Here is a 25,460-nt window from a genome sequence, read left to right as displayed (position 1 = left end):
GATAAACTATATATTTAATATAAAAATTATTTATAAATAAATTTAGATTGTGCGGCTGGTAACATTTATTTATATATAAATATGTTGGCTGATTTATTAAATAATAATAAGACAAAAACCTGTTTGGCCGCAATTTAAGAGAAACTCACTGTATAGTTTCAATTTCACTTATCCAGGAATTAATTATTTTAGAAATTTGGGAATTTGGCTAATATTTATTTATGAATTTGATTTCTGCAGGCATCAGAAAAGGATTTTTATATTTAGTTTCCTTGCATAATGCGTGATTTTAGGAGCTTCATCTTTTGCCGGCCGCCCTGGGGATTTAAAGGAACATGTTGAGTCCATAGAATTGTATATCCCCAAACTTGGGATCTACAAAGGTTCGACACTTGAAATTGAAAAGCTTGACCGGGTACTTGACGAAATCTCGATACACGATTTTGCATATACAGTTCACGCCCCTTACTCTGCTGGAGACTTGAAATATCCTTCAGCTCTCCAGGTTGATACTGCAAAAATGAGCGAGAGGGAATTTACCCTTATGGAAGAATCAATCTCGCTTGCAGGCCGCATAGGAGCCCCTGTTGTGGTATTACATCCGGGTAGGATTGGACCTGACAGGGAAAAATCTTATTTTTCGATGGTCAAAAATCTCAGCATGCTTGCATCCGTGGCTGAAGATTATGGGGTTATTTTGGGCCTTGAAAACAAGGAAGGTACAGATCCTTCGAATTTTTGCTGTGAGGCTGATGAGCTTTCCCGGACCATAGAAGCTGTGAATTCCGAACACTTGAAAGCCACATTTGATATAGGACACGCAAACCTTACCTGTGGAGGTGATCCTGAAAAACTCAGGGAATTTGTCCAAACCTTGAAGAAGCATATTATCCATCTTCACCTGCATGATAATAGTGGTCAATGGACAGAAAAATACGATGGAGATGAGCATATGGCTCCCGGAGAAGGTTGTGCGGACTTTTCAGTCCTGAAATTGCTTTCGGGATACAGAGGCGTCTATAATTTTGAGGTATTCTCTCTTGAAGATATTCTGTTTGGAAAAAAGACCCTTGGAAACGCCTTCAAGCTATAAAATTTGCTTAAATCTGAAAAAAGAAGAACAGATGGGTTCTGGTAAGAACCTCAACTTTTACTTAAAAAAAGTCCAGGCTTATGTTCTTCTGGCCAAGTACTTTTGTTAACTCTTCGTAGGCTGTGAAAAGTTCCCTCTTCTGCCTTCCCACGGTTTCAAGGGTAGGCTCGGCTTTGAGCCAGATATCTCTATCTCCGCTCCCTCTCGTTATCGCAACACAGGAAAGCATATCACCATGGGTCAACCTGTATACCGAATCAATTCCTGTAGGAGTTATCCAGGCAGGATAGCTGATTTTAAGCCGTTCTGTTATTTCATGCCAGTTGAGATTTCCAGAAGCTCGGAGATTAAGCTGGAGATGAGCACGTTCCCCGGTAATTTTTTCATCAACGTTTTCAAGAAAAGCGCTGTAAGACTTATCTGTTTCACTGACTCCCTTTGCTTCGTAATGGGCGAGCTTTTCGGCTTCCTCTTCGAAGAAAGGCGCAAGGTGAATCTTGCTTGAGGGTTTTGTCATAAGGGATACTCCAAAGAAAACAATTGCACTCACGGTCATTCCTACAATTACTCCGTGACCTGTGAGGATCGGGTGGATTGTCTCAAGATAGTTGGTGCCCAAAGGTGGTGTTTTTATAAGATCCAACGCCACAAGAACCACCTGAACTAAGAATCCCACGACCATTCCTGCAAAAGCTCCTTCTTTAGTAGCCCGCTTCCAGTATAGGCCTCCCATTAAAGGGAAGAAGTAGGACGAGCTTGCAATGAAAGTTGCGATTTGAATGGCATCGATAATGTTTGGAATTACAAATGAGCCTGCTGTTGCCGCAAGTATGATAGCGATGACACTGATTCTGTTTACCGCGAGCATCTCTTTCATTGTGGCATCAGGCTTTATGTATCTCTGGAAAATGTCCCTGGAGACACAGGAGGCTCCTGAAGTTGAAAAAGTATCTGTACAGGACATGGAAGCTGCCGCAAGCCCGATTGCGCTTAAGGCTATAATCACAGGGGCAGAGGCAAAACGTGTATTGACAAAGTTCAGGAGTGCAGGTTCTGCCAGACCCATGCCTGCAGGAAAACCCATCTTTGCTATTTCAGGATATACAGAATTGAGAGCTATCGCAATTACAGCGCAGGCTGCGAAGACTACAGTAATCATGAGAGCACCGACTACCATTCCACGACTGGCAGATTTTGCATCTCTTGCAGCCCAGACTTTTTGCCAGGGATCCTGCTCAGTAATCCAGCCAGGAATTAAGGCAAAGCTAAGGATCATTATAAGAGGAAGACCAACCGAAAAGGGATTCCACCAGCTGCCAGGTACATTTCCAAAAAGCTGGGAAGCGCTTATTGCAGTAGTATTAAGTCCTCCGTCAGCTACTGTTCCTACTGATGCAAAAGCCATTCCCAATGCGAAGATCGCAAGGAAGGAAAACTGGATAACATCTGTCCAGATCACTGCTGAAAGTCCTCCCAAAGTTACGTAGAGAGAAACTGAGATCGCAATAATAGCTGCAGCATAGAGGGGATCAAGGCCATAAAATACCTGCAACACTAGAGAAAGCCCTGTAATATCCGATACTGAAAAAAGGGTCATTACAACAGTAATAATCACGGCAATTGGCAATCTTATTGAACTACCATAACGTTGTTCCAGAAGTTCGGGTTGTGTGATTGCGGGCAGGCTTTTAATCTTCTTTACAAGCACGGCAATAACAAGGAGAGCAAGGATATTAGGAGCAACAAATTCCCATATAGAACCCATTCCTCCTAACATAAAATATCCGACAACTGCAAGAATTCCTCCGGCTGTTAACCATGAAGCTGCCGCCGAAAAACCTATTGCTGTTGGCCCTATCATGCGGCCGGCAAGCCAGAAATCGGTAATGGACTTCTGTCTACTATTAAAATACCAGCTAATAGCCACAAGCACAGCTATATAGACTGTAAGCATTAAAAGAAAAACACTATAGCCATTCATAAATAGACCTTCAGAGATATTAGTAATGTGTATAAGCCACTTATTTTATCGAATTTTCGAGATATTATTCAATTTTCAAATATAAGACTTTATATATATGCTCATCGTATCGGCATATAAATAAATAAACATTTACTTTCACTACAACATTTATTTAACACTTTATAGTCTTACAGGCATCTTTTTTTACAGTTAGACAATCTAGCTTTAATTAAAACTAGATTTATTTTTAGTAATTATATTATAAAGTTTATTTTTAAAATAGTCTCAGGCTACTGTTGTAATTTCCGTCATTTTTCAGGATATATGGGCAAATAAAAAGTTGACTATGCTGCATACTATCCATGACCAGACCGAACAGCGGACAATGGCTTACAGGATCACGATAATAATAGACGGAAAACTTATGCAGGTAGGGATTCCGGGAGGAATTTTCGAAAAAACGATTGATAGCAGGATAGCCAGCTTCGTAGGGTTTGAAAATATGCTGAACGGTAAGGTTACCTCTGCAGGCCGTTGACTTATAAGGATTGAAGCCGGAGAGAGAATTATTCACGCTTCAGGGATATTAAGGTAGGTAGCCAGTTACATGCCTTCCTGACGTCTGAGAACATAGATTTAAGTAAGACTTCCACACAATCCTGAATCAGAAACTCTCTACAGGGCAAGGTTACTGAAAGCTGGATGCTGGGAGCTCTTGTTCGGGTGAAAGTTGATTGCAGCGTTCTTCTTAATGCCCTCATAACCCGACAATCAGCAGAGGAAATGGGTACCCTTCCTGGAGTTCCGGTGTATGCCCATTACAGGGCAAGTTCTGTCCATGTGCTCCGGTGTAAAAGGTGAAATTTGTGAAAGCAAGAACAAAGGTCTGGTTTACGGAAGACGGAAAGACCGTCATGGGTGCTGGAAGAGCTAAGTTACTGAAGACGATAGAAGAAGAGCATTCACTTCGGAAAGCCTGCAAGAAGCTTGAGATATCATATAAACAAGCCTGGATAGTACTTAAAAAAATGAATGAAGCTCTTGGCGAACCCGCAGTCGTCACTGTACGAGGAGGAAAAAATCAGGGTACCTTCCTGACAGACCTCGGAAGAAAGCTGTTAGCTGAGTACGAATCCAGTAAGCAGCTTATTAGTGAAACCATAGGGGATGAAACAGCCTGGGAAAACGTAAGCTTCAAATTATCAGCCAGAAACCAGCTACCTGGTAAAGTGCTTGAAGTGGAAAAAAACGGGCTTGTATCTAAAATTACGATAGAAATGGAACCTTCAGTTATAACCTCAGTAGTCACTGAAGAAGCTGTAGAAAAACTCGATATCAAACCAGGAGACATGGTTTACGCGGTCATCAAATCAACCGAGGTAATGGTTGCAAAAATTGTCGGTGAAAAAAAACCTGCAAAAATCGATTCAATGGAGACGGATCGCTCCGACTGAAAAATTATAACCCAATTTGACAGGAGCATACATTTTCCAATACATATAGTCACACCTGTGATTGTTGCAACAAAAACCTTCATTGCACCTCATTGAATATTTGCATTATTTAGCTTCGTGACTATAGATGGAGTTATATTTTCTATTTTTAGTCCTGAATTCTGATTTATTTATATTCTCAAAGGCTTCCAGTTAACAGAAAGTTCAGCTTTGCTTTTCACTCCGGACAACCAGGACCGGGACTTTAGAACCTCTTACTACTGTTTCTGCAACGCTTCCTATTAGGAACCTTTCAAGTCCGGTTGCTCCAAGGGAGCCCATTACTATCAAATCAATATTGTTATTTTCCGCGAAATAGATGATTTCACTACTTGGATACCCTTTTAAAAGGACCTCTCTGACCTCTACACCTGAGGCCTCTCCAATCTTCTTAATTTTAGATACTGCTTTCTGCCCATCATTTTTCATAATATTATAGATTGTTTCTTTACCAGCAGTCCAATTTTCAGAAATTGTAGAGGGTGTATTTACTACGTAAAGAGCGTGGACAATGGCTCCGCTAAGTTTTGCAAACTCAATACCGTGAGAAATAGCCCTCTGAACATTCTTAGATCCATCTGTTGCAATAACTATATTTCGGAAAAGTTTTCTCTTCATATTTTATCTCCACTTGCTTCACATAAAAAGTATCTTAACATAAAAAGCACCTTCACATAAAAAGTACCAATATGACAGAATTAAACTAATTAAGTTATAAAATAGCCTGGTTATACTTAATATGTTCAGCTTTAATTCTAATTACTACTACAGGTAAAATTCAAAAGTTAGAAAATCGCAAGAAAAACTGCACGAGTATATTTCCAAAAATAGAGGGTCGTAGCCTTTAAAAAGGCTACGTGCATACTTTACTATTATTTACCTTTCTGCTTCAATCCTGTTTCTTTCTCCTGAGCATTACAAAGCATGCAGCTAGAGCCATTGTAATCCCTGTCACAAGCCCAAATCCCGGGAGAGAATTTTTTGCCTCCAGAACTTCGGTATTTAATTTAATAGTATCCGAAGTCTGGTCGTGCCCATCAGCATCTTCATAGAAAATCTCGCTGCTTATAGAGTATGGCTTTGCAGTAGCAGTTTCGTCTACATCCATATCGAAAACAGCAACTTCACTGTCTCCGGGTTTCAGAGTTCCAAGGTAAGCCTGGTCATCAGTGGTACTGAAGGGATCAGATGCACTAATTCTAACAGTTGAATCTTTTGCAGTTTCTTCTCCTGTGTTTTTATATGTAACATAAAGCATCCCACCTTCATCAGGGTAAAGGTCACCTGTTACATTTGTAACTTCAAAGTAAGGCTCCTTCTTGACTTCGATATTTATAGTCTGCGTCTGTGTCTTGTTTTCATACCAGAGACCGACTTCCTTATTCGTTACAAGGCCTGTAACACTGTCAAAGTCATCTCCGCCTACCTGAACATTATTCTGGTACTGATAAGAAAGCTCAAGGGTAAGAGGATAAGTACCTGCAGGAGTGTTTTTGTTAATTTCAACTGTAAACTTTGTGGGACTTGCACTCTCTTTTCCCTGTTTGAGAGTTCCAGCTTCCTGGGATCCAGACTTAACTTTAATGTTAGGATCATCAGATTTAAGGGTTGCAAGAATGCCTATTGCTGTCGTAGCCTGCGCTTCATACTGCATCTCTGACTGCTGGAGCATCTCATTTGCATAATCCCCAATATCTGCATCCTTTTCAGATTTAAAGCCGGAAATTTCACCCTTATTCATCATATTTAGATTGAGAGTTACAGTATCTCCTCTAGAGTACTGGTTGTCTCCAACAAGTGTTGCATTAAGGTCAGGCCCTCCGTATACTGAGTAGTAGTTTTCACTAATATCAAAATTGTCTGGTACAGCTGCCTGCGCTGGGAAGACTGCCCAACAAAGGATCAGAAGAGTTGTGACAGTAATAAATAATCCATTTTTATTATTCATTTTCATCACCTGATACATTCTCATCGTTCTGGTTTCTTTTCCGGTGTACGTTTACTATCTGGTAAAGGGCGATAACTATAATCAATAAAATTGCTATTCCTGTTATGCTAAATTTTTGTTCTGTTGCTTTAAGAGGTAAGTCTACTTTCATACTTTCTGAAAATTTAGAATCTCCGTCATTATCAAGATATTTTATTTCACTATTAACTCCATACTTTTTTACAGTAGCATCCGAATCGGCCTTAATTTCAAAACTGGCAGTCTTTTCTTCTCCCGGTCCAATATCCCCTAATCTTACCGTAGCTTTTTCAGTGCTTAGAGGGCTCATCACAATTATCCGGGCAAAAGCGTCTTTTGCTACGGTTTCTCTTGTGTTTTTATAAGTAACATTAACAACCTTACTTTCACCCTGCACCAGGTTGCCAGAAACATTGGTTACTTCGAATTTAGGTTCACTTTTTATGGAAATAGGTATTTTGAGAGTTTCGGTTTTCGTTTTGTACTCTCTTGCATAGTCTACATCAGTAATTCCGAGATTTACCGCATCCGCAGTTACAGTTCGGACATTTGCCTGGTATTGATAGGTCACTGGCAGAAGAAGTTCATAATTTCCAGCAGGTGCATTGCCATCAACTTTTATTGTGTAACTAAGAAGTGCTATATGACCGGTTTCAAGTTCCTCAACGTTCTGAAAATTGCCTGTTGACTCTACTTCAATGTACTTCGTTTCTGATTGAAGAGTAGCGTCTATATCTTTTGCTGTCGTACATTCTTCTTCTTCTCCCATCTCTCCCAGTGCAATTGTTTCTTCAATGGAATCGTTTATTCTTTTCTGATTTGCGTTTAACCTCTTAAAACCAGATATAGCTCCGGCATTTGCGATTTTTATCTTCAGATCTGCAGTTTCTCCCCTTTCAAGCTCGGGATCCCCTGTAATTGACGCCTGTATTACTGGTGACCCGTAACTCTTGTAGTAATCCACAGTATACCCATGATCTAGAGCAATGAAGTTGTTTTCATCATCGTCTTCTCCGAGAGCTGGGAGTGCAGTCACTGATACTACCAGTATAATTAACGCAAACGTAGCAATTTTTTTAATCATTCTTTGCCTTAGTTTTGTTATGGGCACTCGTATCATATCTCGGCCCCCTGAATTTGTTTTTTTGTATCTGTCTGTTTTTCTGCTGTCCTGGCCCCTTTTCTTTTATCGCGCCAGATATCAAAAGTAACCATAAGCGGGGGGAAGACTACAAAGGTTGCCAAGAGAGCCAGCAAGACATCGATAACCGTAACTGTACCAAAGTCGGTTATTATGGGGAAAGGAGAAGCCAGCAGGGCCATAAACCCGAATACCGTCGTGGCCCCTGAAGCAACAATTGCACTTCCTATTTTGGAACTGGTTAGCTGGATAGCCTCTAAAGGACTTGCTCCTTTATCCTTTTCTTCAAAGTAACGTTCCATCATGAGGATAGCATATTCTGACCCGACTCCCAGTATCAGAGCTCCCAGGGTTGCTGTGAGGGGAGTATAGCTGATATTAAGAAGGCTCATAACTCCGCCTGACCAACCAATAACTATTAACATTGGGATTACAGGAACAAGGGCTTTCACCCAGTCTTTGTATACAATAAGAAGCCCTGCGAGCACGAGGATCAGGCCAAGGAAAGTCATTGTAATTCTTCCGCTGGTAAGAGCAGAGATAACCTCTATGTACACAACCGAGTTTCCGGTAATCGTGACAGCTGTGCCCGGTGGAGCCGGCATCCACTGCATGTCTTGCTTGACAACATTCCTGAGTTCCTCAATACCTGTTACCTTTATGTCCGCAACCGCATTTCCTATGTCGAAGTTCAGGAGAAGCATATTATTCCCGTATATATAGCGGTCTTTCTGTGAATCAGGAATTTCAGAGTAAATATCCTTTATTTCCTGGCTGGTATCGGGAATTACCCCTCCATTATATTCCTTTACGAGATCTACAATGCTCGAAGAGCCGTAAATGTGGCTATTAGACGCTGCTTCATGCTCGGAAAACTGATCAATCCACTTAAGGACGTCTGGATTAGCTACGTCCTTAACCTTGATGATAAGGTTTAATTCATCACTATTGCCCATGATATCTCCCATATGTTGAAGATCCACGAGTGCAGGCATGTCCTGAGGCACAAAAGTTTCAACATCAGTCTGGATAGGCACGGACTGGTCGAGGTAAAGTCCGCCAAAGCAGAGCAAGAGTGCAATTCCCAGTACTACAACGTCATATTTGATAGTCAGGTTTGTAGTTTTCTGCAGGATCCTCCCTATCAGGCGATCACTTTCGTCTCCTTCCTCAGACTTTTTCTTCTTTTCCGGATTTGCAGGTTTTATCTTACTTATTACCTTCCTCAGGGGGTTTTTATCCGAGTATTTGTCAAATAAAGAAATTGTTATAACCCCTACAAAGATAGCAGAGAAGTAACACATTAAAATGCCTATCATAAGCAATTTACCAAAATCCTGGATCATTGGCACTGTAGATGTAAAAAGGGAGAAAAATCCAAGGGCTGTCATTACCAGAGCTGTGAGGACTGCAGGCCCGGTATGCTTTACGGTTTCTATAACTGCTGTTGTTTTGTTCCCTTTTTCCCGAAGTTCCTCCTCAAGTCGGTTATGGAACTGAATAGCATAGTCAATTCCTAAGCCTATAAGGATAGGGAATGCAGCCATGGAAACCATGGACATGGGAATTCCTATATAACCCATGGCTCCGAAGGTATAAACAATACCAAGAAGAACTATCGGCAGAGGAAGAAGACACCAGCGAACATGTCTGAACACAAGAAGCAGTACAATAATCATGAAAACCGCTGAAAGTCCTAGAAGCACTCCCATACTGGAAGTCATCTCATCGTTCATGGAAACGCTGAATGCTGGATCGCCAGTAACAATAATGTTGTAGGAAGGTGGAAAATCCGCAAGTGAAACAGCTTCTTGAGTGGAAGCAAGGATATCTTCCTGATTATCTTCACTAGCTGAACCGGCCATGACTACCGAAATTACCATATGAGTATTATCAGGAATAAGCTGGCCGAAAATATCAGGGTTTCCATCCACAATGGTTTTTATTTCTTCATCGGTATCAGGGAGTTTAGATTTCCCTGTCATCTTATAATTGATCTGTTTGATCAGTGAAGCGGGGCTTGTAGTTTCAATTACCCCATTGGTTGCCTGGACCTGATGTTCTAGCCTGTCTACAGCTTTCATCACGTCAGCAGTTTCTACATCGTTGCCCTCTACCATTACCACAACAGATTGTGTCTGGAAAATTTTTTGATAAAGGTGATCATAATCCTGGTAGAGAGGAGAGTCTTTTCCAACAAAGGTTTCTGTTCCTGATTCCATCTCAATGAGCTGCGCTCCCTGCGTTGCTATAAGTATACACAGTAAAGCTATCAGGAGTATGGAAAAACGGTTCTTCTGAATGAAAAATCCCAGTTTTTCAAAAATATTTTTAATAGTAGATTCCCCTCATATATTTTTAGTGTGAAATACAATTTAAGGAACTTGGTACACGTCTTGAATTTGCCTTTTTTCTCTGGGCCGAAGGCTCATTATCTAATATTGTGTACATTTAAATAATACTTGCCTTTTTTTATCCCGGAACTGAAAATATAACATCCAAAGTTTGTATAAATGTTAATAAATATAATATTTTGCTAAGATTATACTATTTTGCGGCAAATCTTTTGTGACTTAGATCTTTTGACGTATACAAACAGAAAAGATTTAAATTTATTGTTACATTAGGGGTAACAGATGGTATTACAAACAAATCCTCAGTTAATTCATAACCTTGAAAAACTGGGGCTAACCGAAAATGAAGCAAAAGCATATGTTGGGCTCGTTAGTTTGAGGGAGGCTACAGCCCGTGAGATTCACGAACTTACAAATGTGCCAAGAGCCAAAATATATGAAATTCTGAAGGTACTTGCAAAAAAAGGCTATCTGGAAGTGAGACAGGGATCTCCAACGTATTTCCGAGCAGTTGATCCTAAGAAGGTAATCGGAGAAATAAAAAACGAATTCTTAAACTGTGCAATAGAGACACTTGGACAGCTCAATGAATTGAGTTATGAACTTCCAAAAACTTCTCCTGTATGGTACATCCAGAGCGACTGGGGAATAAAGAACCGGATACGTGAAATCATGGCAGGAGTAAGAGAAGAATTAATTATTTTTTCATCAAACCCTGAGTTACTCAAGGAATTTAAGCGGGAAATAAAAAAACTGGAAAAAACCTGTAATCTAACTCTTATAGTTGATGAACTGGATAGGTTCAATTCACTTCCTTTTGAGTTCAAGGAAACCAATAAAGAGTTTACGGATTTCATGAATAACATTGTAATTGACGGCATCCAGTATAAAGAAGAATTTTTTATGATTGCCGATGGAAAGGAATCAATAGGGGTTCACAGCGCAGGAAACAAAAGAGAAGCAGTGATAATCAAATTGCCGATTGTTTCCTATATGCAGAAAATGATCTATGAGAGGGTGCTTGAACCAGGTTTTATCAAACAAGACAGATAACCCAGCATATCAATAAGAATTTCCTAATTTTATCAAAACCTCTATTCTGTGATTACTAATATAAAGCAGGAGTATAAAGCAGGAGTATAAAGCAGGAGTATAAAGCAGAAGTTTAAAGCAGGAGTATAAAGCAGAAGTTTGCTAGCTTTTTAAAGATTATTTTTCTCTTTGAAGGTAGAATAAACTCTTTCGGGTATCATTAATATAATCAGAAAACAATCCTTCTATAAATCTAATCGTGAAATCATTCTCTAAGGTTTTCATTCTCTAAGGTTTTCATTCTCTAAGGTTTTCATTCTCTAAGGTTTTCTTTCTCTAAGGTTTTTATTGTTAAACTCAGTTACTGAAGTCCACAGGTGTATGAAATGACCCGAGTAAAGATTGGAAATGTTACAATTCAGTGGTTGGGACACTCTGGCTTTTTACTTGAGGGGGATGAAAAGAAGATTTATATTGACCCCTACGACCTCAGCGAAGAACCAGCTTTTGAAGATAAAGCTGATATCCTGTTAATTACTCATGAGCACTTTGACCACTGCAGCCCTGATGATATCCGAAAAGTCCGGCGGTCGGACTCAACCACTCTGATCCCTGAAAATTTATCCCTGCAATTCAAGGGGGACGCAAGGCGGGTTGCTGAGGGAGATGTGCTAGCCGACGGGCTTGAGATTAAGGGAACCCGAATTGAAGTAGTTCCGGCTTATAACCTAGATAAACCCTATCATCCCCGTGGATTGGGAGTGGGGTATATAGTGGAACTTGGAGGAATCCGGATCTATCATGCAGGAGACTGCGATTTTATCCCTGAGATGAAAAATATCAGGGCAGATGTTGCTCTTTTGCCTATAGGTGGCACGTACACAATGGACGAAGAAGAAGCAGCAAGTGCAGCCGCAGCAATTTCCCCAAAAGATGTAATTCCGATGCACTACGGGAAGCCAGACATAACAGATGGAGATCCCGAAAAGTTTAAAGCCCTTGTACACAGCAAAAACCCTGAGATTAATGTGATTATTCTTGATTCCTGATTTTGATTCTTAAAGAAGCTTAAAAATCAAGATCTGAGACGAAAATACAGGATCAATCTACCCATGTCCAGAATAGCAAGAAAACAGCAGAAAAACCTGATTCAGGTAATCGCAACCCAGCGCATGTGGCGGCTTTTTGAGCTTGCAAAAAGAGAACATGCAGAACATCCTGAACGCAGCGAGCGTTACGTGCAACTTATAAGGAACATCTCTATGAGAAACCGGATGAGTATTCCAAGAGAAATAAAAAGCAGAATTTGCAAACACTGCTATGCTTTTCTCGTGCCCGGAAAAAATGCCCGTTACAGGCTGAAAGAAGGATATATAATTGTTTCTTGCCAGTGCTGCGGAAAAGAGATGAGGTATCCTTATAAAAAATTAAAATAACGGCTAGCTGAACTTATTAGAGCTTCCGAAAGCCCAGACAAAAAGATTTTCAGGGATCTGGGGCTTTTTGGACCTCTCAGGATTTCTCAAAATCCCTTTTTCTCTATCAACGTTTCTCTATTAACGTTTCTCTACTAACGTTTCTCTACTAACGTTTCTCTATTAACGTTTCTCTACTAACGTATCTCTACTAACGTTTCTCTACTAACGTTTCTCTACTAACGTTTCTTTACTAACGTTCTTTATTAAGAAGCAATATTAACTTTAAGCTTTAGCAGAGCTCTCCGGCCCTCGCATCTTTTTTATGGCTAAAGCTATCTGTTTTGCAATAACGGTTTTCGGGCCATTATCATCCACAAGCACTCTCCCGCTTACTTCCCACCAGGACTTGGGATATGCTTTTTCAGGCTCTACTTCGGGATTCAGGCCAAGTTGTCGGGCTGCTTCTTTTATCTCATTAAGCTGCGGTTCCTTTATAGCATTTTTTCGGGATATTATTCTGCCGCTGCTCCTTGACTTTGTCTGGTCGAGATATACAGGCCAGATTACAAGTTTTCCCCTGTCTCTCATCATCATGGTTATCTTCGTCCTAGATTGCTTTCATGAAATTTAAAACTGCCCCGGAGACTTTTACAAACCAGGAATTTTTTCCTGTTTATGAGAAATTTTATTATATTGAAACTATAACCTGTAATTATTTATCTTTCCCGGACAAGTTCTGCACGGTGTTAATATGATTCCGTCGTTTACAATTGATGAAAAGGTAAGAGCTTATATCAGAAAAAGCGGGCAGGATTTCAGGCTCTGTACCTCCCCAGGGGGCCCTGTGCTTCTCCCAATTAGTACAGCCGAGCCCAAACCGTCAGATATGAAAATCCTGATTGGTAGCAATGTTCTTTATATTTCCAAGCTTCAAGCAAAGTATATAAAGAAAGTTGAGTGGGCTATGGTAGAAAGGTTCCTGAATCAAGAAAGTTAATTGTAGATAGATTCAATTTCCAGAGCTTGAAACTTATCAATAATTTATGTAGAACAGTCAGAACAAGTCTCCAAGTTAAGTCTCGTTTCAAGCTCTAATGATTTGTTACATAAGACCATGCATTTATGACATATTCCAGTAAAGTGAGTGACTTGTAATCGCCAGGTCGCGTGACCATAAGACCAAAGCAATGATAACTGCGCCTGAGAATCATTGCACAGGGCTTCTAAATTTTTGTTCAAACCGCCTTAAATATATTTTAATGAACCCTGCTCAAGAGTTACAATTCATTTAAAGATAATTTAGTATCGGTTTATAGCCCATTATTCATAAGGTTGCCTTAGATTTAAGCTTTGAATGTAATGCTTGAACCTAAAACTGTTACTTTCAGGATAAACATTCATGAGCAAACATCGAGCCATTTTTAAGGCGTTTTAAAGCGTTTCAAAGTTAGTTTTGCTACCCTGGACTGTTACTCGGCGTTTGTTTTTTTCTTCATAAGCAGCACATATTCTGTGAAGCTCTTTGTTTTAAGGATACATAGAAAAGTCTGGAGTAAGCTTATTTTTCAGGTATTAGGACATAACTAATTTCAGCCACGTTGATTATATATAAGTTTAATAATATTTTATTAATACTAAGGCTAAAACTAAATGTGAAGATGAAAAAATGAACAACATAAAAGACTGTGAAGTTAGGTGTACAAAGTGTAGAAGATGGTTCAGCTCACAGCTTTTTCAGTTTGAAGATGAAGAGTCATTTCTGCACTCTGTAATGTACAAAAATACAGAGCTGTGCCCTTACTGCAACACAGTAGTTACCCATGACAAAGAAATCATGAGATTCGTAGAAAAAGATAGCAATGGTAAAGTCATTAAGGAAACCAGATATGTATATGATTTTTAAGTTCTGTAGAAACCCTATTATAAGATTTCCAGTTAACTTTTGAAGAATTTATATTGTTTAATTTAGACTGAATTGCCTGATAGATTTTACTCATTTATCGTTTTTCGGTGTTATCTGAATTACCTGATAGATTTTTCTCATTTATCGTTTTTCTGTGTTATCTGAATACAGCTTGGTATTTAGCCTGCTGTCTTTTGAGTACAGACTGAGTGTGAAACGCTTGCTTATGCAATTTTTCAATTAACTTTTTATCTTCTCACCTTTGTGCGGAGAACTTTTAAACCAATGCAATTATCGAGCCTATCCCATGACTCAAAAATGCTTTTCAGAACATAGAATTAAACACATGTATTTATTTTAGTTGGTATATAAGACAATTCGGTAAGTTTATTATATTTGGATACATAGATTAAAGTATGACTTACTTGCCTCCTGATTATGGGTCTATCAGTCATATTCCTCTGGACATAGCCTTTAGGGATGCTATTTTTATCGGGATCTTTTGTGTCGTTTTGTTATTAACTCTGTTCCTCACTGTGCGTCATAGTGTTCGGATAGCAAAGAGTAGTTAAATATTCTCACATACCCATTTTTTCTTTATTCTCCCTTTGGAGGGCTTAAATTAGCTTGGCTTCGGTTTCCTTTCCCTATATTTGTTTGTCAATTTTTTGAGTATTTTTTCTGCTTTTCCTGCTTTTCCTGTTTTTCCTTCATTTCCTTCTTTTCTTTCATTTCCTGCTTTTCCTGCTTTTTATCCTTTGAAACCTAACTTCCGCTTTTTTAGGCGCATATGTGCTTTTCTGTATCTCTGCGGGGTCATATGATTGCGATTTAGAAATTTTTACCTTGTATATAATGTGCTTAAGTTTAAGCACATGTATCGATATCAAGCGAGATTTATGTGCTTAAAAATGCGGAACTAAGGTTGAAACTAATCCTTTGAATTAGCTGGTTATAAAAGAATTTCTTTTTTCTCTCAGGATATTTGGTTCTTTTAGCTTCATTAGCTTCAAATAGATAATAAATTCTAATATATTAAAAAACAAAATTAAATCAGAGGAATCGGGGAAAATATGGAGACTGAAGAGAAGAGAGTGGACACCAGGATTTCTAAAACTCAGGTAAATGTATCTATATCTCATGGTAATGAACACGGCTCTGGAAGGGACATGCACGGTAATTCCCGTAGGTCTCACGAAGAAAGTGGGAATAAGCATGCCGGAAATATGGCGCACCAGGACCATGTCGAAGCACAAACGATGCATACTGAAGAGAAATCACTGGACCAAGAGCAACATGAAGAAATGAAGCTTGGAAAACCTGAGCTGCATGAAGAGATGAAACATGAAGAGATGAAACATGAAGAGACGAAAAATGAAGAAACGAAAAATGAAGGAATGAAACATGAAGAGATGAAACATGAAGAAACGAAAAATGAAGGAATGAAACATGAAGAGATGAAACATGAAGAAACGAAAAATGAAGGAATGAAACATGAAGAGATGAAACACGAAGGAATGGAACATAAAGGCCATGAGGCTGCGGGTGGAAAAGGACACGGCAACCATCATACTCACATGCTTGAAGATTTTAAAAGGAGATTTATTGTTTCTTTCGTGTTAACGTTTCCTATTTTGCTGCTCTCTCCTATGATCCAGGACTTTTTTAACTTTGAGCTTCGTGTTCCAGGTGCTGATTATCTAACTTTTTTGCTTTCTTCGGTCGTTTATCTCTACGGTGGGTATCCTTTCCTGAAGGGAATTAAAGAAGAACTTTCTGAAAAATCGCCTGGCATGATGACCCTTATAGCTGTTGCAATCAGCGTAGCCTATTTTTACAGTTCGGCTGTAGTTTTCGGGCTTTATGGTAAGGTCTTTTTCTGGGAGCTTGCGACTCTTATCGATATAATGCTGCTCGGACACTGGCTGGAGATGCGTTCGGTTATGGGGGCTTCAAGGGCTCTTGAGGAGCTGGTAAAGATCATGCCTTCAGTTGCCCACTTGAAGAAAAATGGAGAAGTTGTTGATGTTGGGGTTGACCAGCTAAAAATAGGGGATAAGGTTTTGATCAAGCCCGGGGAAAAAGTGCCTGTGGACGGCACTGTTGTAGAGGGGACAAGCAGTGTCAACGAGTCTATGCTTACCGGAGAATCAAAGCCTGTCACGAAAAAGCCGGGAAATGACGTTATTGGCGGCTCAATTAATGGAGAAGCGGCTTTTATTGTTAGTGTAGAAAAGACCGGAAAGGATACCTATCTCAACCAAGTTGTTGAACTTGTCAGGGCTGCTCAGGAAAGCAAATCAAAAACCCAGGACCTGGCAAACCGGGCGGCCATGTATCTTACAATCACAGCTCTGACGGTAGGAGCTATCACTTTTATTCTCTGGATTCTTCTCGGTCAACAGCTTGTCTTTGCACTGGAAAGGGCAGTGACTGTAATGGTTATTACCTGTCCGCATGCCCTTGGGCTTGCAATACCCCTCGTAGTTGCAGTTTCGACGTCCATTGCTGCAAAATCCGGGCTTCTCATCCGGGACAGGCAGGCATTTGAAAGAGCTCGGAACCTTCAGGCTATTATTTTTGACAAAACCGGTACACTAACCGAAGGCCGGTTTGGTGTTACGGATGTCGTTTCTCTTTCAGGAGAAGGAAATGGAACCGGAAAGGATGGGAGGGATGATGAAAAAATCTTAAGCCTTGTAGCCTCCCTGGAAGCCAGTTCTGAACACCCCATTGCAGCAGGAATTCTGGAAAGTGCAAGGGAAAAAGGTTTGCAGACTCAATCCGTGGAAGAATTCAGTTCAATTCCTGGAAAAGGTGTACAGGGCCTGATTGGAGGAAAAAAGTTCCTTGTTGTGAGTCCTGGCTATCTTGAAGAAAACGGAATTGCTCTCAAAAATGATAAAGTTGAAGAAATCGAATCGCAGGGAAAAACTGTCGTGTTCTTGCTTGAAGAAAAAAGGGTACTTGGAGCCGTTGCACTTGCCGACATTATCAGGAAAGAGTCCAGGGAAGCTATCTCGAAACTTAAAAGCATGGGAATTAAGTGCCTCATGCTCACAGGAGATAATCGTTATGTAGCAGCCTGGGTATCTAAGGAACTGGAGCTTGACGACTATTTCGCAGAAGTCCTCCCTCATGAGAAAGCCGAGAAGGTCAGGGAAGTTCAGGCGGAATACATCACAGGAATGGTCGGAGATGGGGTTAATGACGCACCTGCCCTGGCTCAGGCTGATGTCGGGATAGCTATTGGAGCAGGGACGGATGTTGCAATCGAAACCGCTGATATAGTTCTGGTAAAAAACGATCCGAGAGATGTAGTTGATATCATCAGGCTTTCCAGAAAAACGTATTCCAAGATGTATCAGAATCTCCTCTGGGCAACATGGTATAACATTTTTGCCATTCCTCTCGCAGCCGGAATACTCTATGGATATGGAATCTTACTGAGCCCTGCTATAGGTGCTGTTTTCATGAGCCTGAGCACTGTAATCGTAGCAGTAAACGCTAAAACTTTAAAAATGAGTTGATTTTATGCTGAGAATCGTATACAGTATAACAGTATAATAATACCTCTGAGTCTTTACCTTCGCTATTAGGCGGGAGGATGACTCAGGAAGCTGCCAGGTCTTTAGTAGCGGTATTTAGCTTAGCGGTATTTAGCCTAGCGATAGTTCACTTCCCTGCTCATATCCCTGTAGTATTCGAAAAACTCTTGTCCCCATTTTATTGCCTGTGGTTCGAAACTTATCACATACTGGCGGTCAAACCTGCCGTTTTCATTAAACAATCCTATAGTCATTATCCCGTTTGAGACAGAAATTAGCGCGGGGATTTCAATTTCTTTTTTTTCCAGAATGTAAAGGCTTGAGTTTTCCATTTTGAGAAATTCTTTTCCCTCTTCTTTGAAATCCTCTACAAGCCGTAAGTATACAGCTTCACTCAAAACAAGGGAAATTTCAATGCCTTTTCTTGCAAGGTTGAGAATAAGAGCTGGAAGTTGAGGATGGAAATACGAATAAAACATGTGGATATAGGTTGAGTTAGAAAGGTTTTTTATAAATTCCGGGTTCAGATCAAAAGTATGACTTAGATCCGGTTCTATGAGACGATAGCTTCCAAGTTCGTTAATCCTGTTTACAAGATGGGGTGGAATAGGAGCAAGCTTTCTATTGGCCCAGAATTCTTCGTCCTTCTCAAACACTGACAGGGTCTCAATCAGGGGTTGCATTTTTTCGACGACAATTTCCCCTATTGCACTAAGCCGGTATATGCCTTCTTCATGTATTACCAGACCCTCTTCTTTTAACTTCTTTATCTGCGGAAGAAGAGCCGTCCTCGGCACCTGAAGCCTCTCAAGTATCTCTTCGATATCCTTAGGTCCTTCTTTCAGGAACAGAAGAAAATCTTTTCTTTTCTCTGAAAACAGGATAAGATCAAGCAAGCCGGGATTCATTTTAAAGTCTCCGTCCTGAACTTATGAAAAAAAGTTTTGTTCGCCGGTTCTGTTTTTAGGGTTCGCTTTTTATCCTTTATGAGTCCCAGACTGCTAATAAAGGTGTCGAAATTATTTGAAAACTTCGTCCTGTTTCTTATCAAATTGGGAAAATAGCCATAATTTAACGAGTTTACGGATAAAGATTTTCTTAAAACGACTCTGGTCCAAAATCTAGTGATTTTTGTATTTTTCGATTGAAATCATGAACTTGCAGGAAGAATTCGTTCTTCAATCAAACTCAATATTTGATATCGAAAGACTTCCATCGAGAGGACGTATTTAATGGATTATAACCAATTATAAAATCTAGTGATTTTCAATTTCACGTTTATCACTGGATTTTGGTACTGAGTCCTTAAAACCCTTATTTTATTTTTATCTACTTAATGTGAGTCCGGAATAAGTTGAAAAGTCCTGTTAAGTGAAAAGAATAATCGCAGAAGCCTGAACAAACTTAACTTATTGCTTGCTTAACTTATTGCTTGCTTAACTTAACTTATTGCCAGTATTAATTTGAAACTTAAATTACTGAAAGTATTAATCTGAAACTTAAATTACTGATAGTCTTAAACTCGAAAAAATAATTCATTATCACTATAAATCCAGAGGTTCACCTGACTGCTTTTCGGGTTGCTAGGAAACGTTGATATAGAAGATAATGAGAAAAGGGAGAAGCCTGGATGAATGGTAAATGACTCCAGGTAAGTGACAAGTAGCTTCGAGTAAGTGGCAAACAGTTTTCAGAAGTAAATAATCTTTTCATTTATTGATTGTATAATTTTTCGTAAAAAATATAATAATGTGTGAATTATAATAGGGTATAAATTATAATAATATGAGTGTTTCATATTTGATAAAATTAGTTTTACAATTAATGTGAGGAAGGTCAATGGAGAAAGAAAAGTTATACAGGTTAAAAGCCGAAGCAAATCAGCTTTCCCCTATTCTTAATATCGGAAAGAATGGGGTAACGGACACTCTGATTGAGGAACTGAACAAGCAGATAAAAGCTAACAGACTTGTGAAGGTAAGAGTACTGAAAAGCGCTGAAGAAGGAAAAGACTTAAAGGCTATCGCGGAGGAAATTGCTGCTGCTACGAGATCCACTGTGATAGAGGTACGTGGAAGGACCGTGGTTCTGTACAGGTGAGAATTCTATAAAGGTGAGAATTCTATACAGATGAGAATTCTATACAGATGAGAATTCTATACAGGAAGAATTCTATACAGGAAGAATTCTATACAGGAAGAATTCTATACAGGAAGAATTCTATACAGGAAGAATTCTATACAGGTAAAAATTCGATACCGGAAAGAGTTAAGACGCAGGAATTTATCCTTTTCCGAACTCCGATTTTTGGTGAGCCTTCTAATACAAAGCTACCTTTTGTTTAAATGAGAATAACTTCCTGCCTTTTAAATGAGGAATAAGGTTTTTCTGTAGTGTATCTGTAATAGGTTAAAGTCTATAAGTATGAAGTTGCTTTAATACAAACTCATTATATATTTCGTTATGTTGGTAAGTTATTTATGCTGCAAAAGCAACATCGAGTTGCAAATTATTCGCACACGATTTATGGATGTTTCATTATTTCAAATCAGCTCTCTATAATTTATATAAAAGTTAACAATGAATAAACTGAATTATTGTATAGAAATTCAAAATTCCATAGTAGCACTTAAAGTGCCTGGAAGTTTCTTAAAACGGTTGAGTTGGGGTATTTCCCCTTTTGTTATCAGATAGACCAGGGCAGAGCAAAACCCAACCCTCCGGAGAGATTGTTATGCTTGAAGATGAATATCAACTTGAATTTTTCAAAAATAACGGGTTCGTCCGGAAGCAGTGCCAGTCATGTGGCAAATTCTTCTGGACACGTGACCCTGACCGAAAGACATGTGGAGATGCGCCCTGTGATCCTTATACCTTTATAGGAAACCCGGTTTTTTCCAGGGAATTTGATATCTCCCAGATGCGTGAGTATTACCTCTCATTCTTTGAGGAGAGAGGGCACACAAGGATCAACCGTTATCCTGTAGTTGCTCGCTGGAGAGATGACCTTTATCTTACCATCGCATCCATTGCAGATTTTCAGCCTTTCGTAACCTCGGGGCAGGTTCCCCCACCTGCAAATCCCCTCACGATTTCCCAGCCCTGTATTCGATTGAACGACCTGGATTCAGTGGGCAGAAGCGGACGCCATCTTACAACTTTTGAAATGATGGCACATCACGCCTTCAATAAAAGGGACAACGAAATTTACTGGAAGGAACATACTCTGGAGCTATGTGATGAACTCTTTAATTCACTTAAGTTAGATCCCTTTGCTGTAAGTTACAAGGAAGAGCCATGGGCCGGCGGAGGAAATGCAGGGCCCTGTGTTGAGGTCCTTGTGAACGGGCTTGAGCTTGCTACCCTTGTTTTCATGGGTCTGAAAACCGACAAAAAGGGTGACATCCTCATCAAAGGTGAGACCTATTCGAAGATGGATAACTACATCGTGGATACAGGATACGGACTCGAACGTTTCGTCTGGGCTTCAAAGGGTTCCCCTACAATCTATGACGCACTCTTCCCAGGCATAGTAAACGAACTCATGGGGCTTGCAGGGCTTGAGCATGAACTGGACAATTCCGAATATGCAAATATCCTGGCCCAGAATGCTCGGCTTGCAGGGTTTATGGACGTAAGTGAACAGGCAAACCTTCTGGAACTCAGGAAAAAGGTTGCTTCAAGCATTGGAATGACCGTGGAAAAACTCTCGGATATCATGGAACCTGTAGAAAAGGTCTATGCAATCACTGACCATACACGCTGTCTGACTTTCATGCTTGGAGACGGGATTATTCCTTCGAATGTCAAGGCAGGATACCTTGCAAGGCTTGTCATCAGGCGGACTTTACGCATGATGGGTGACCTTGACATCCGGACTCCGCTTACTGAGATTATGGATATGCATATAAAGAATATGCCGGAGTATCCCGAGTTCAGAGAAAACTTCCCGGTCATACAGGACATTCTGGAATCCGAAGAAGAGAAGTTCCGCAATACAATGGAAAGAGGCCGCAGGATCATTCAGAAATCGGCATCTCATTTCAAGAAAACCGGGGAAAAGATTCCTTTATCTCAGTTAACTGAACTTTACGATTCTCACGGAATCCCACCCGAGATGGCAAAAGAAGTAGCATCCGAAATCGGAGTGGACGTCGAATTCCCTGACAACTTCTATTCCATTATTGGTGAACTGCATAACAAGGCTGAGGAAAAGGAAGAAGAAGTAGTTCCGTTTGCAGACCGGCTTAAACACCTCCCGAAGACAAAGCGCAGTTTCTATGACGAGCCCACTCGCCTTGAATTCGAAGCTGTTGTACTGGATATCTTTGACAACAATATAGTGCTGGATAACACCTTTTTCTACGCCGAAGGCGGTGGACAGCCTGCAGATATGGGAACAATCGCTACCGGATATGCGGTATATAAGGTTGTGGACGTCCAGGTCTACGACGGCGTAATAGTACATACAATAGAAAACCCTGAGGGGAATCTGGATATCCGTAAGGGTGACATTGTAAACGGTAAAGTGGATGAAAAGCGCAGGATGACCCTTGCCAGGCACCACACGGCAACCCATATCGTAAACGATGCAGCCAGGAAAGTCCTTGGAAAACACATCTGGCAGGCCGGTGCCCAGAAGTTTGTGGATCACTCCAGGCTTGACCTTTCACATTACAAGCATATCTCCCCTGATGAACTGAAGCAGATAGAGCTCCTGGCAAACCGCACGGTTATGGAAAACAAGCGTGTTGTTACGGAGTGGACGCCAAGGACTGAAGCCGAGCAGGAATACGGCTTTGGGCTCTATCAGGGTGGAGTGCCTCCAGGAGAAAAAATTAGAGTTGTAAAGGTCGGAGACGATGTTGAAGCCTGTGCAGGTACGCACTGTGTCAGTACGGGAGTTGTCGGCCCGATCAAAATCCTGAGGGCAGAAAGGATCCAGGATGGAGTTGAAAGAGTTGAGTTTGCAGCAGGAGTTGCAGCCGTACGTGCCATGCAGAAGATAGATTCTCTCCTGGCAGATTCCGCAAAGACCCTGAGTGTGCCTCCAGAACAGCTTCCGGCAAGTGTTGAGCGTTTCTTTGGGGAATGGAAAGACCTCAAGAAAGAAAACGAAAAACTCAAGGAAGAAATTGCCCGCGCCAGGGTTTACAGGCTGCTGGGAGGAGCTTCCGAGGTTGGAGGTCTCAAGGTTATTGCCGAATTTATTCCCGAAGCCGATTCCCTTGAACTCCAGAAGACAGCTACTGAACTTCTGAAACATGAAGATGTGGTAACTCTTCTTGCAAGTGATGCCGAAGGAGTTAAACTCGTGGCATCTGCCGGACAAAAAGCCGTAAGTTGTGGGATCAATGCCGGCAGCCTTGTCCGTGAGATGTCGAAGCTTGTAAGCGGAGGTGGAGGCGGGAAACCTGCTCTTGCTATGGGCGGTGGAACTGACCCTTCAAGAATTCAGGATGCGCTTGCCCGCGGGCTTGAACTCGTAAAAGAAGCCTGCAAATAAGTCTAAGTAAGCCTTCAAGAAGGAAGTATGGAAGTAAGCCTTCAAAAAGGAAGTATGGAAGTAAGTCTGAAAGAAGGAAGTATGTAAGGAAGTCTGAAAGAAGGAAGTATGTAAGGAAGTCTGAAAGAAGGAAGTATGTAACAAAAGTCTAAAGGTATCGGGTTTTAAATTCCCAACAATTTCTTCTTTTATCTTTTTCTCCCGTTTTACTTCTTCTTTCAATTATTTTTCAATTAATCGTTAAAGATAACTTCGCAAAGGATTGCAGTCCCGTCTTTTACAAAGAGGTGCACGGTTTTATTTCCTTCAAGGCTTTTTTCAACCTCGTTTCGCACTTCCCAGTATTCTTCGGGCTTCACGCCTGCCCTGAGCACAACACTCCCGATATTCTGGCCTTTCAGGAATTTATTGATCTCTTTTGGTTCAAAGGGGCAGACTTTAAGTACGAGGTAATGATTTTTGATCATGGACTGCTTTATCAGGGCATCCGAGGTCAATAAAAGCCTTTTTTTGTCAACTCTGAAAAGCTCGAAACCCCCCATAAAAGGCCCTGCCATCTGCATCATTGATTCAACAAGCTCAGGCAGCAGTCCGGCTGCAACTACTGACGGTTCAGGCTCGTAGGCGTTAAGTTTCATTTTGTCAGTTTCCCTTACCTGCGGGAGACCATATTTTGGGACCAGCCCTTCGCCTGCAGGCAGAGCTACAGCCATTCTGTCATACTGCTTCAGCCCGCCGAAGTAAAGGGTTAGGCGGTTGAGCTGCCCGTCAAGCGAGATGTATTCTTTTTCGCAGTCAAAAGGAATCCTTTCAGGCGGCATCTGGGGCGGAGCTTCAAAAGCAAAATTTCGGGTTTTTTCACCGTAAGCAGCCAGAACATTTGGAATTCCCGGCTCAAGGCTTGAGACGTGCCTTTCGCTTTCTTCGGCCGGCCTGAAGGGGTCAGAAAATATTACGTCAACGGCCGGGATCTGCTCTATGACTTTCGGGTCAAGGGCGTCCCCGCAAATGAATTTCACGTTGTCAAGACCGTACATTGCGCAGTTCTGCTTTGCGTACTCGATTTTTTGGGGGTCGATTTCCACTGCATATACGAACTCGCACTGCTGGGCAAAAAAGACGGTTTGGCCTCCTATCCCGCAGCTTATGTCAGCCAGAACCTTTGATCTTAAACGCTGCGCCCTGTAGCGGGCAATTGGCTCAGGGGTTGCAAAGCGCAGGCTTTCCTTATCCCCATGCAGGGGCTTTTCAAATTGTTTTCTCCGTGCCACGTCGATCAGGATTAGTAGATAGTTTATGGGATTTAAAGGCAACTGAAATAGAGAGGTTTGGAAAATCCTTAGTTTAAATCTCTGGCCAGCATTTACGGTCAAACAGCTTTTTAAACGGGTTGCTTTTTTGAAATGAGTCGAGTTCAATATTTTTAGTTTTTTAACTGAAGTTGCTCCCGAATCTCATTCTATCAGGACTTATGCGGTTGAAATGAGAAATCAATAGCATTAAACCTTCAATTGTCTAAAACATTAAACCAGTCACAAAGCCCAATGTGCTTGATTTTGTACCTCAAGTGCGTGAATCCTATCTATAATCTGGTATTCCCAGGTAATTTCCATTGTTTGTTTAAACATCGCCGCAATGGGACAGGTATGCATCGTATTCTGAATCACCTCAGCGACTGTGTGGTCATCCATGTCTCCGGAAAGAGTGATTATAAGATGCAGCTTCTCAAAGAAGCAATCGCATAGTTTGCTCCTGGTACCATCGATCTTCATTGTAAAAGAGTCCAGTTTAAAGCCTTTCCTGGAAAAATCCATGACCATAATAATACCTACACAACTACCAAGAGCCGTAACTAGATACTCTACCGGATTTGGGGTTTTACCGCTTCCACCCATAGAAACAGCCGGTTCTACGGGAATTTTGCATCCAGTTCCATTCTCTGCAACAAACTGCATTCCACCTTCATATAATATAGTTATAGGAGGATTGTTCTCGGGCATGCAAACACCTCATTCTATTCCTAAATTCCAATACTTGCTGAGA

21 protein-coding genes are annotated in these 25,460 nt (G+C 40.8%); 12 read left to right on the top strand and 9 right to left on the bottom strand.

From position 1 onward, the window contains the following. Positions 1 to 283: 283 nt before the first annotated feature. The gene (locus tag MSVAZ_RS01505) at positions 284 to 1,093 is read left to right on the top strand and encodes a sugar phosphate isomerase/epimerase family protein (protein ID WP_048117165.1); all 810 of its coding nucleotides are present in this window, start codon (positions 284 to 286) and stop codon (positions 1,091 to 1,093) included. A 61-nt stretch (positions 1,094 to 1,154) separates the two neighbouring features. On the opposite strand, the gene MSVAZ_RS01500 is transcribed toward MSVAZ_RS01505, so the two are convergent. Further along, a complete protein-coding gene (locus MSVAZ_RS01500; RefSeq protein WP_048117163.1) occupies positions 1,155 to 3,074 on the bottom strand; it encodes a sodium:solute symporter family protein in 1,920 nt (639 codons plus the stop codon). 328 nt (positions 3,075 to 3,402) lie between these two features. Between MSVAZ_RS01500 and MSVAZ_RS01495 the strand changes: the two genes are divergently transcribed. From MSVAZ_RS01495 to MSVAZ_RS01490, 3 genes are all read left to right on the top strand, one after another. Next, the gene (locus MSVAZ_RS01495) at positions 3,403 to 3,594 is read left to right on the top strand and encodes a P-loop NTPase family protein (protein WP_048117160.1); all 192 of its coding nucleotides are present in this window, start codon (positions 3,403 to 3,405) and stop codon (positions 3,592 to 3,594) included. A gap of 164 nt (positions 3,595 to 3,758) precedes the next feature. After that, positions 3,759 to 3,917 (top strand): TOBE domain-containing protein, encoded by a 159-nt coding sequence (locus tag MSVAZ_RS19085; protein WP_084626042.1) that lies wholly within the window; start codon positions 3,759 to 3,761, stop codon positions 3,915 to 3,917. A 5-nt stretch (positions 3,918 to 3,922) separates the two neighbouring features. After that, a complete protein-coding gene (locus tag MSVAZ_RS01490) occupies positions 3,923 to 4,510 on the top strand; it encodes a TOBE domain-containing protein (protein ID WP_048123529.1) in 588 nt (195 codons plus the stop codon). 204 nt (positions 4,511 to 4,714) lie between these two features. Here the strand turns inward: MSVAZ_RS01490 and MSVAZ_RS01485 are convergent, their stop codons facing one another. The 4 genes from MSVAZ_RS01485 to MSVAZ_RS01470 form a co-directional block, all read right to left on the bottom strand. Continuing rightward, entirely contained in the window at positions 4,715 to 5,167 is a 453-nt protein-coding gene (locus tag MSVAZ_RS01485) for a universal stress protein (RefSeq protein WP_048117157.1), read from the bottom strand. A gap of 271 nt (positions 5,168 to 5,438) precedes the next feature. After that, positions 5,439 to 6,497 (bottom strand): COG1361 S-layer family protein, encoded by a 1,059-nt coding sequence (locus MSVAZ_RS01480; protein ID WP_048117154.1) that lies wholly within the window; start codon positions 6,495 to 6,497, stop codon positions 5,439 to 5,441. Continuing rightward, positions 6,490 to 7,635, bottom strand: coding sequence for a COG1361 S-layer family protein (locus MSVAZ_RS01475; protein WP_048117152.1), 1,146 nt, complete (start codon positions 7,633 to 7,635; stop codon positions 6,490 to 6,492). Before MSVAZ_RS01475 ends, MSVAZ_RS01480 begins: the two co-directional genes overlap by 8 nt. Beyond that, a complete protein-coding gene (locus MSVAZ_RS01470) occupies positions 7,632 to 9,992 on the bottom strand; it encodes an efflux RND transporter permease subunit (RefSeq protein WP_052725298.1) in 2,361 nt (786 codons plus the stop codon). Before MSVAZ_RS01470 ends, MSVAZ_RS01475 begins: the two co-directional genes overlap by 4 nt. A gap of 300 nt (positions 9,993 to 10,292) precedes the next feature. Here MSVAZ_RS01470 and MSVAZ_RS01465 point away from each other — a divergent pair, with 300 nt between their 5' ends. The 3 genes from MSVAZ_RS01465 (at position 10,293) to MSVAZ_RS01455 (ending at position 12,478) form a co-directional block, all read left to right on the top strand. Next, positions 10,293 to 11,063 (top strand): TrmB family transcriptional regulator, encoded by a 771-nt coding sequence (locus MSVAZ_RS01465; RefSeq protein ID WP_048117146.1) that lies wholly within the window; start codon positions 10,293 to 10,295, stop codon positions 11,061 to 11,063. Between the two features lie 365 nt (positions 11,064 to 11,428). After that, entirely contained in the window at positions 11,429 to 12,091 is a 663-nt protein-coding gene (locus MSVAZ_RS01460; RefSeq protein ID WP_048117144.1) for an MBL fold metallo-hydrolase, read from the top strand. Between the two features lie 63 nt (positions 12,092 to 12,154). Beyond that, on the top strand, positions 12,155 to 12,478 hold the full coding sequence (locus tag MSVAZ_RS01455) for a ribonuclease P protein component 4 (RefSeq protein WP_048117141.1): 324 nt from the start codon (positions 12,155 to 12,157) through the stop codon (positions 12,476 to 12,478). Positions 12,479 to 12,742: 264 nt separating this feature from the next. Here MSVAZ_RS01455 and MSVAZ_RS01450 read toward each other — a convergent pair whose 3' ends face one another. After that, positions 12,743 to 13,048: a signal recognition particle protein Srp19 gene (locus tag MSVAZ_RS01450; protein ID WP_048123527.1), complete on the bottom strand. Its 306-nt coding sequence runs from the start codon at positions 13,046 to 13,048 to the stop codon at positions 12,743 to 12,745. Between the two features lie 163 nt (positions 13,049 to 13,211). Between MSVAZ_RS01450 and MSVAZ_RS01445 the strand changes: the two genes are divergently transcribed. From MSVAZ_RS01445 to MSVAZ_RS01435, 3 genes are all read left to right on the top strand, one after another. After that, the gene (locus tag MSVAZ_RS01445) at positions 13,212 to 13,457 is read left to right on the top strand and encodes a hypothetical protein (RefSeq protein WP_048117140.1); all 246 of its coding nucleotides are present in this window, start codon (positions 13,212 to 13,214) and stop codon (positions 13,455 to 13,457) included. Between the two features lie 669 nt (positions 13,458 to 14,126). Further along, a complete protein-coding gene (locus tag MSVAZ_RS01440) occupies positions 14,127 to 14,363 on the top strand; it encodes a hypothetical protein (protein ID WP_048117138.1) in 237 nt (78 codons plus the stop codon). A gap of 1,073 nt (positions 14,364 to 15,436) precedes the next feature. Next, positions 15,437 to 17,893, top strand: coding sequence for a copper-translocating P-type ATPase (locus MSVAZ_RS01435; RefSeq protein ID WP_394297472.1), 2,457 nt, complete (start codon positions 15,437 to 15,439; stop codon positions 17,891 to 17,893). Between the two features lie 134 nt (positions 17,894 to 18,027). Here the strand turns inward: MSVAZ_RS01435 and MSVAZ_RS01430 are convergent, their stop codons facing one another. Beyond that, positions 18,028 to 18,819, bottom strand: a complete 792-nt coding sequence (locus MSVAZ_RS01430; RefSeq protein WP_048117135.1) for a helix-turn-helix transcriptional regulator — start codon at positions 18,817 to 18,819, stop codon at positions 18,028 to 18,030. 931 nt (positions 18,820 to 19,750) lie between these two features. Here MSVAZ_RS01430 and MSVAZ_RS01425 point away from each other — a divergent pair. Both MSVAZ_RS01425 and alaS read left to right on the top strand, forming a co-directional pair. Beyond that, positions 19,751 to 20,011, top strand: coding sequence for a YhbY family RNA-binding protein (locus MSVAZ_RS01425; protein WP_048117132.1), 261 nt, complete (start codon positions 19,751 to 19,753; stop codon positions 20,009 to 20,011). Positions 20,012 to 20,645: 634 nt separating this feature from the next. After that, entirely contained in the window at positions 20,646 to 23,417 is a 2,772-nt protein-coding gene (alaS, locus tag MSVAZ_RS01415) for an alanine--tRNA ligase (RefSeq protein ID WP_048117127.1), read from the top strand. A 233-nt stretch (positions 23,418 to 23,650) separates the two neighbouring features. On the opposite strand, the gene MSVAZ_RS01410 is transcribed toward alaS, so the two are convergent. Both MSVAZ_RS01410 and MSVAZ_RS01405 read right to left on the bottom strand, forming a co-directional pair. After that, positions 23,651 to 24,730 carry a class I SAM-dependent methyltransferase gene (locus MSVAZ_RS01410; RefSeq protein WP_198146777.1) on the bottom strand — a complete coding sequence of 360 codons (1,080 nt, stop codon included), beginning with the start codon at positions 24,728 to 24,730 and terminating at the stop codon, positions 23,651 to 23,653. Positions 24,731 to 24,949: 219 nt separating this feature from the next. Then, a complete protein-coding gene (locus MSVAZ_RS01405) occupies positions 24,950 to 25,417 on the bottom strand; it encodes an OsmC family protein (RefSeq protein ID WP_048117124.1) in 468 nt (155 codons plus the stop codon). Between the last annotated feature and the right edge of the window lie 43 nt (positions 25,418 to 25,460).

The sequence above is a fragment of the Methanosarcina vacuolata Z-761 genome, from assembly GCF_000969905.1.
GTDB lineage: Archaea > Halobacteriota > Methanosarcinia > Methanosarcinales > Methanosarcinaceae > Methanosarcina > Methanosarcina vacuolata.
This window is presented reverse-complemented; position numbering and strand designations above follow the sequence as displayed.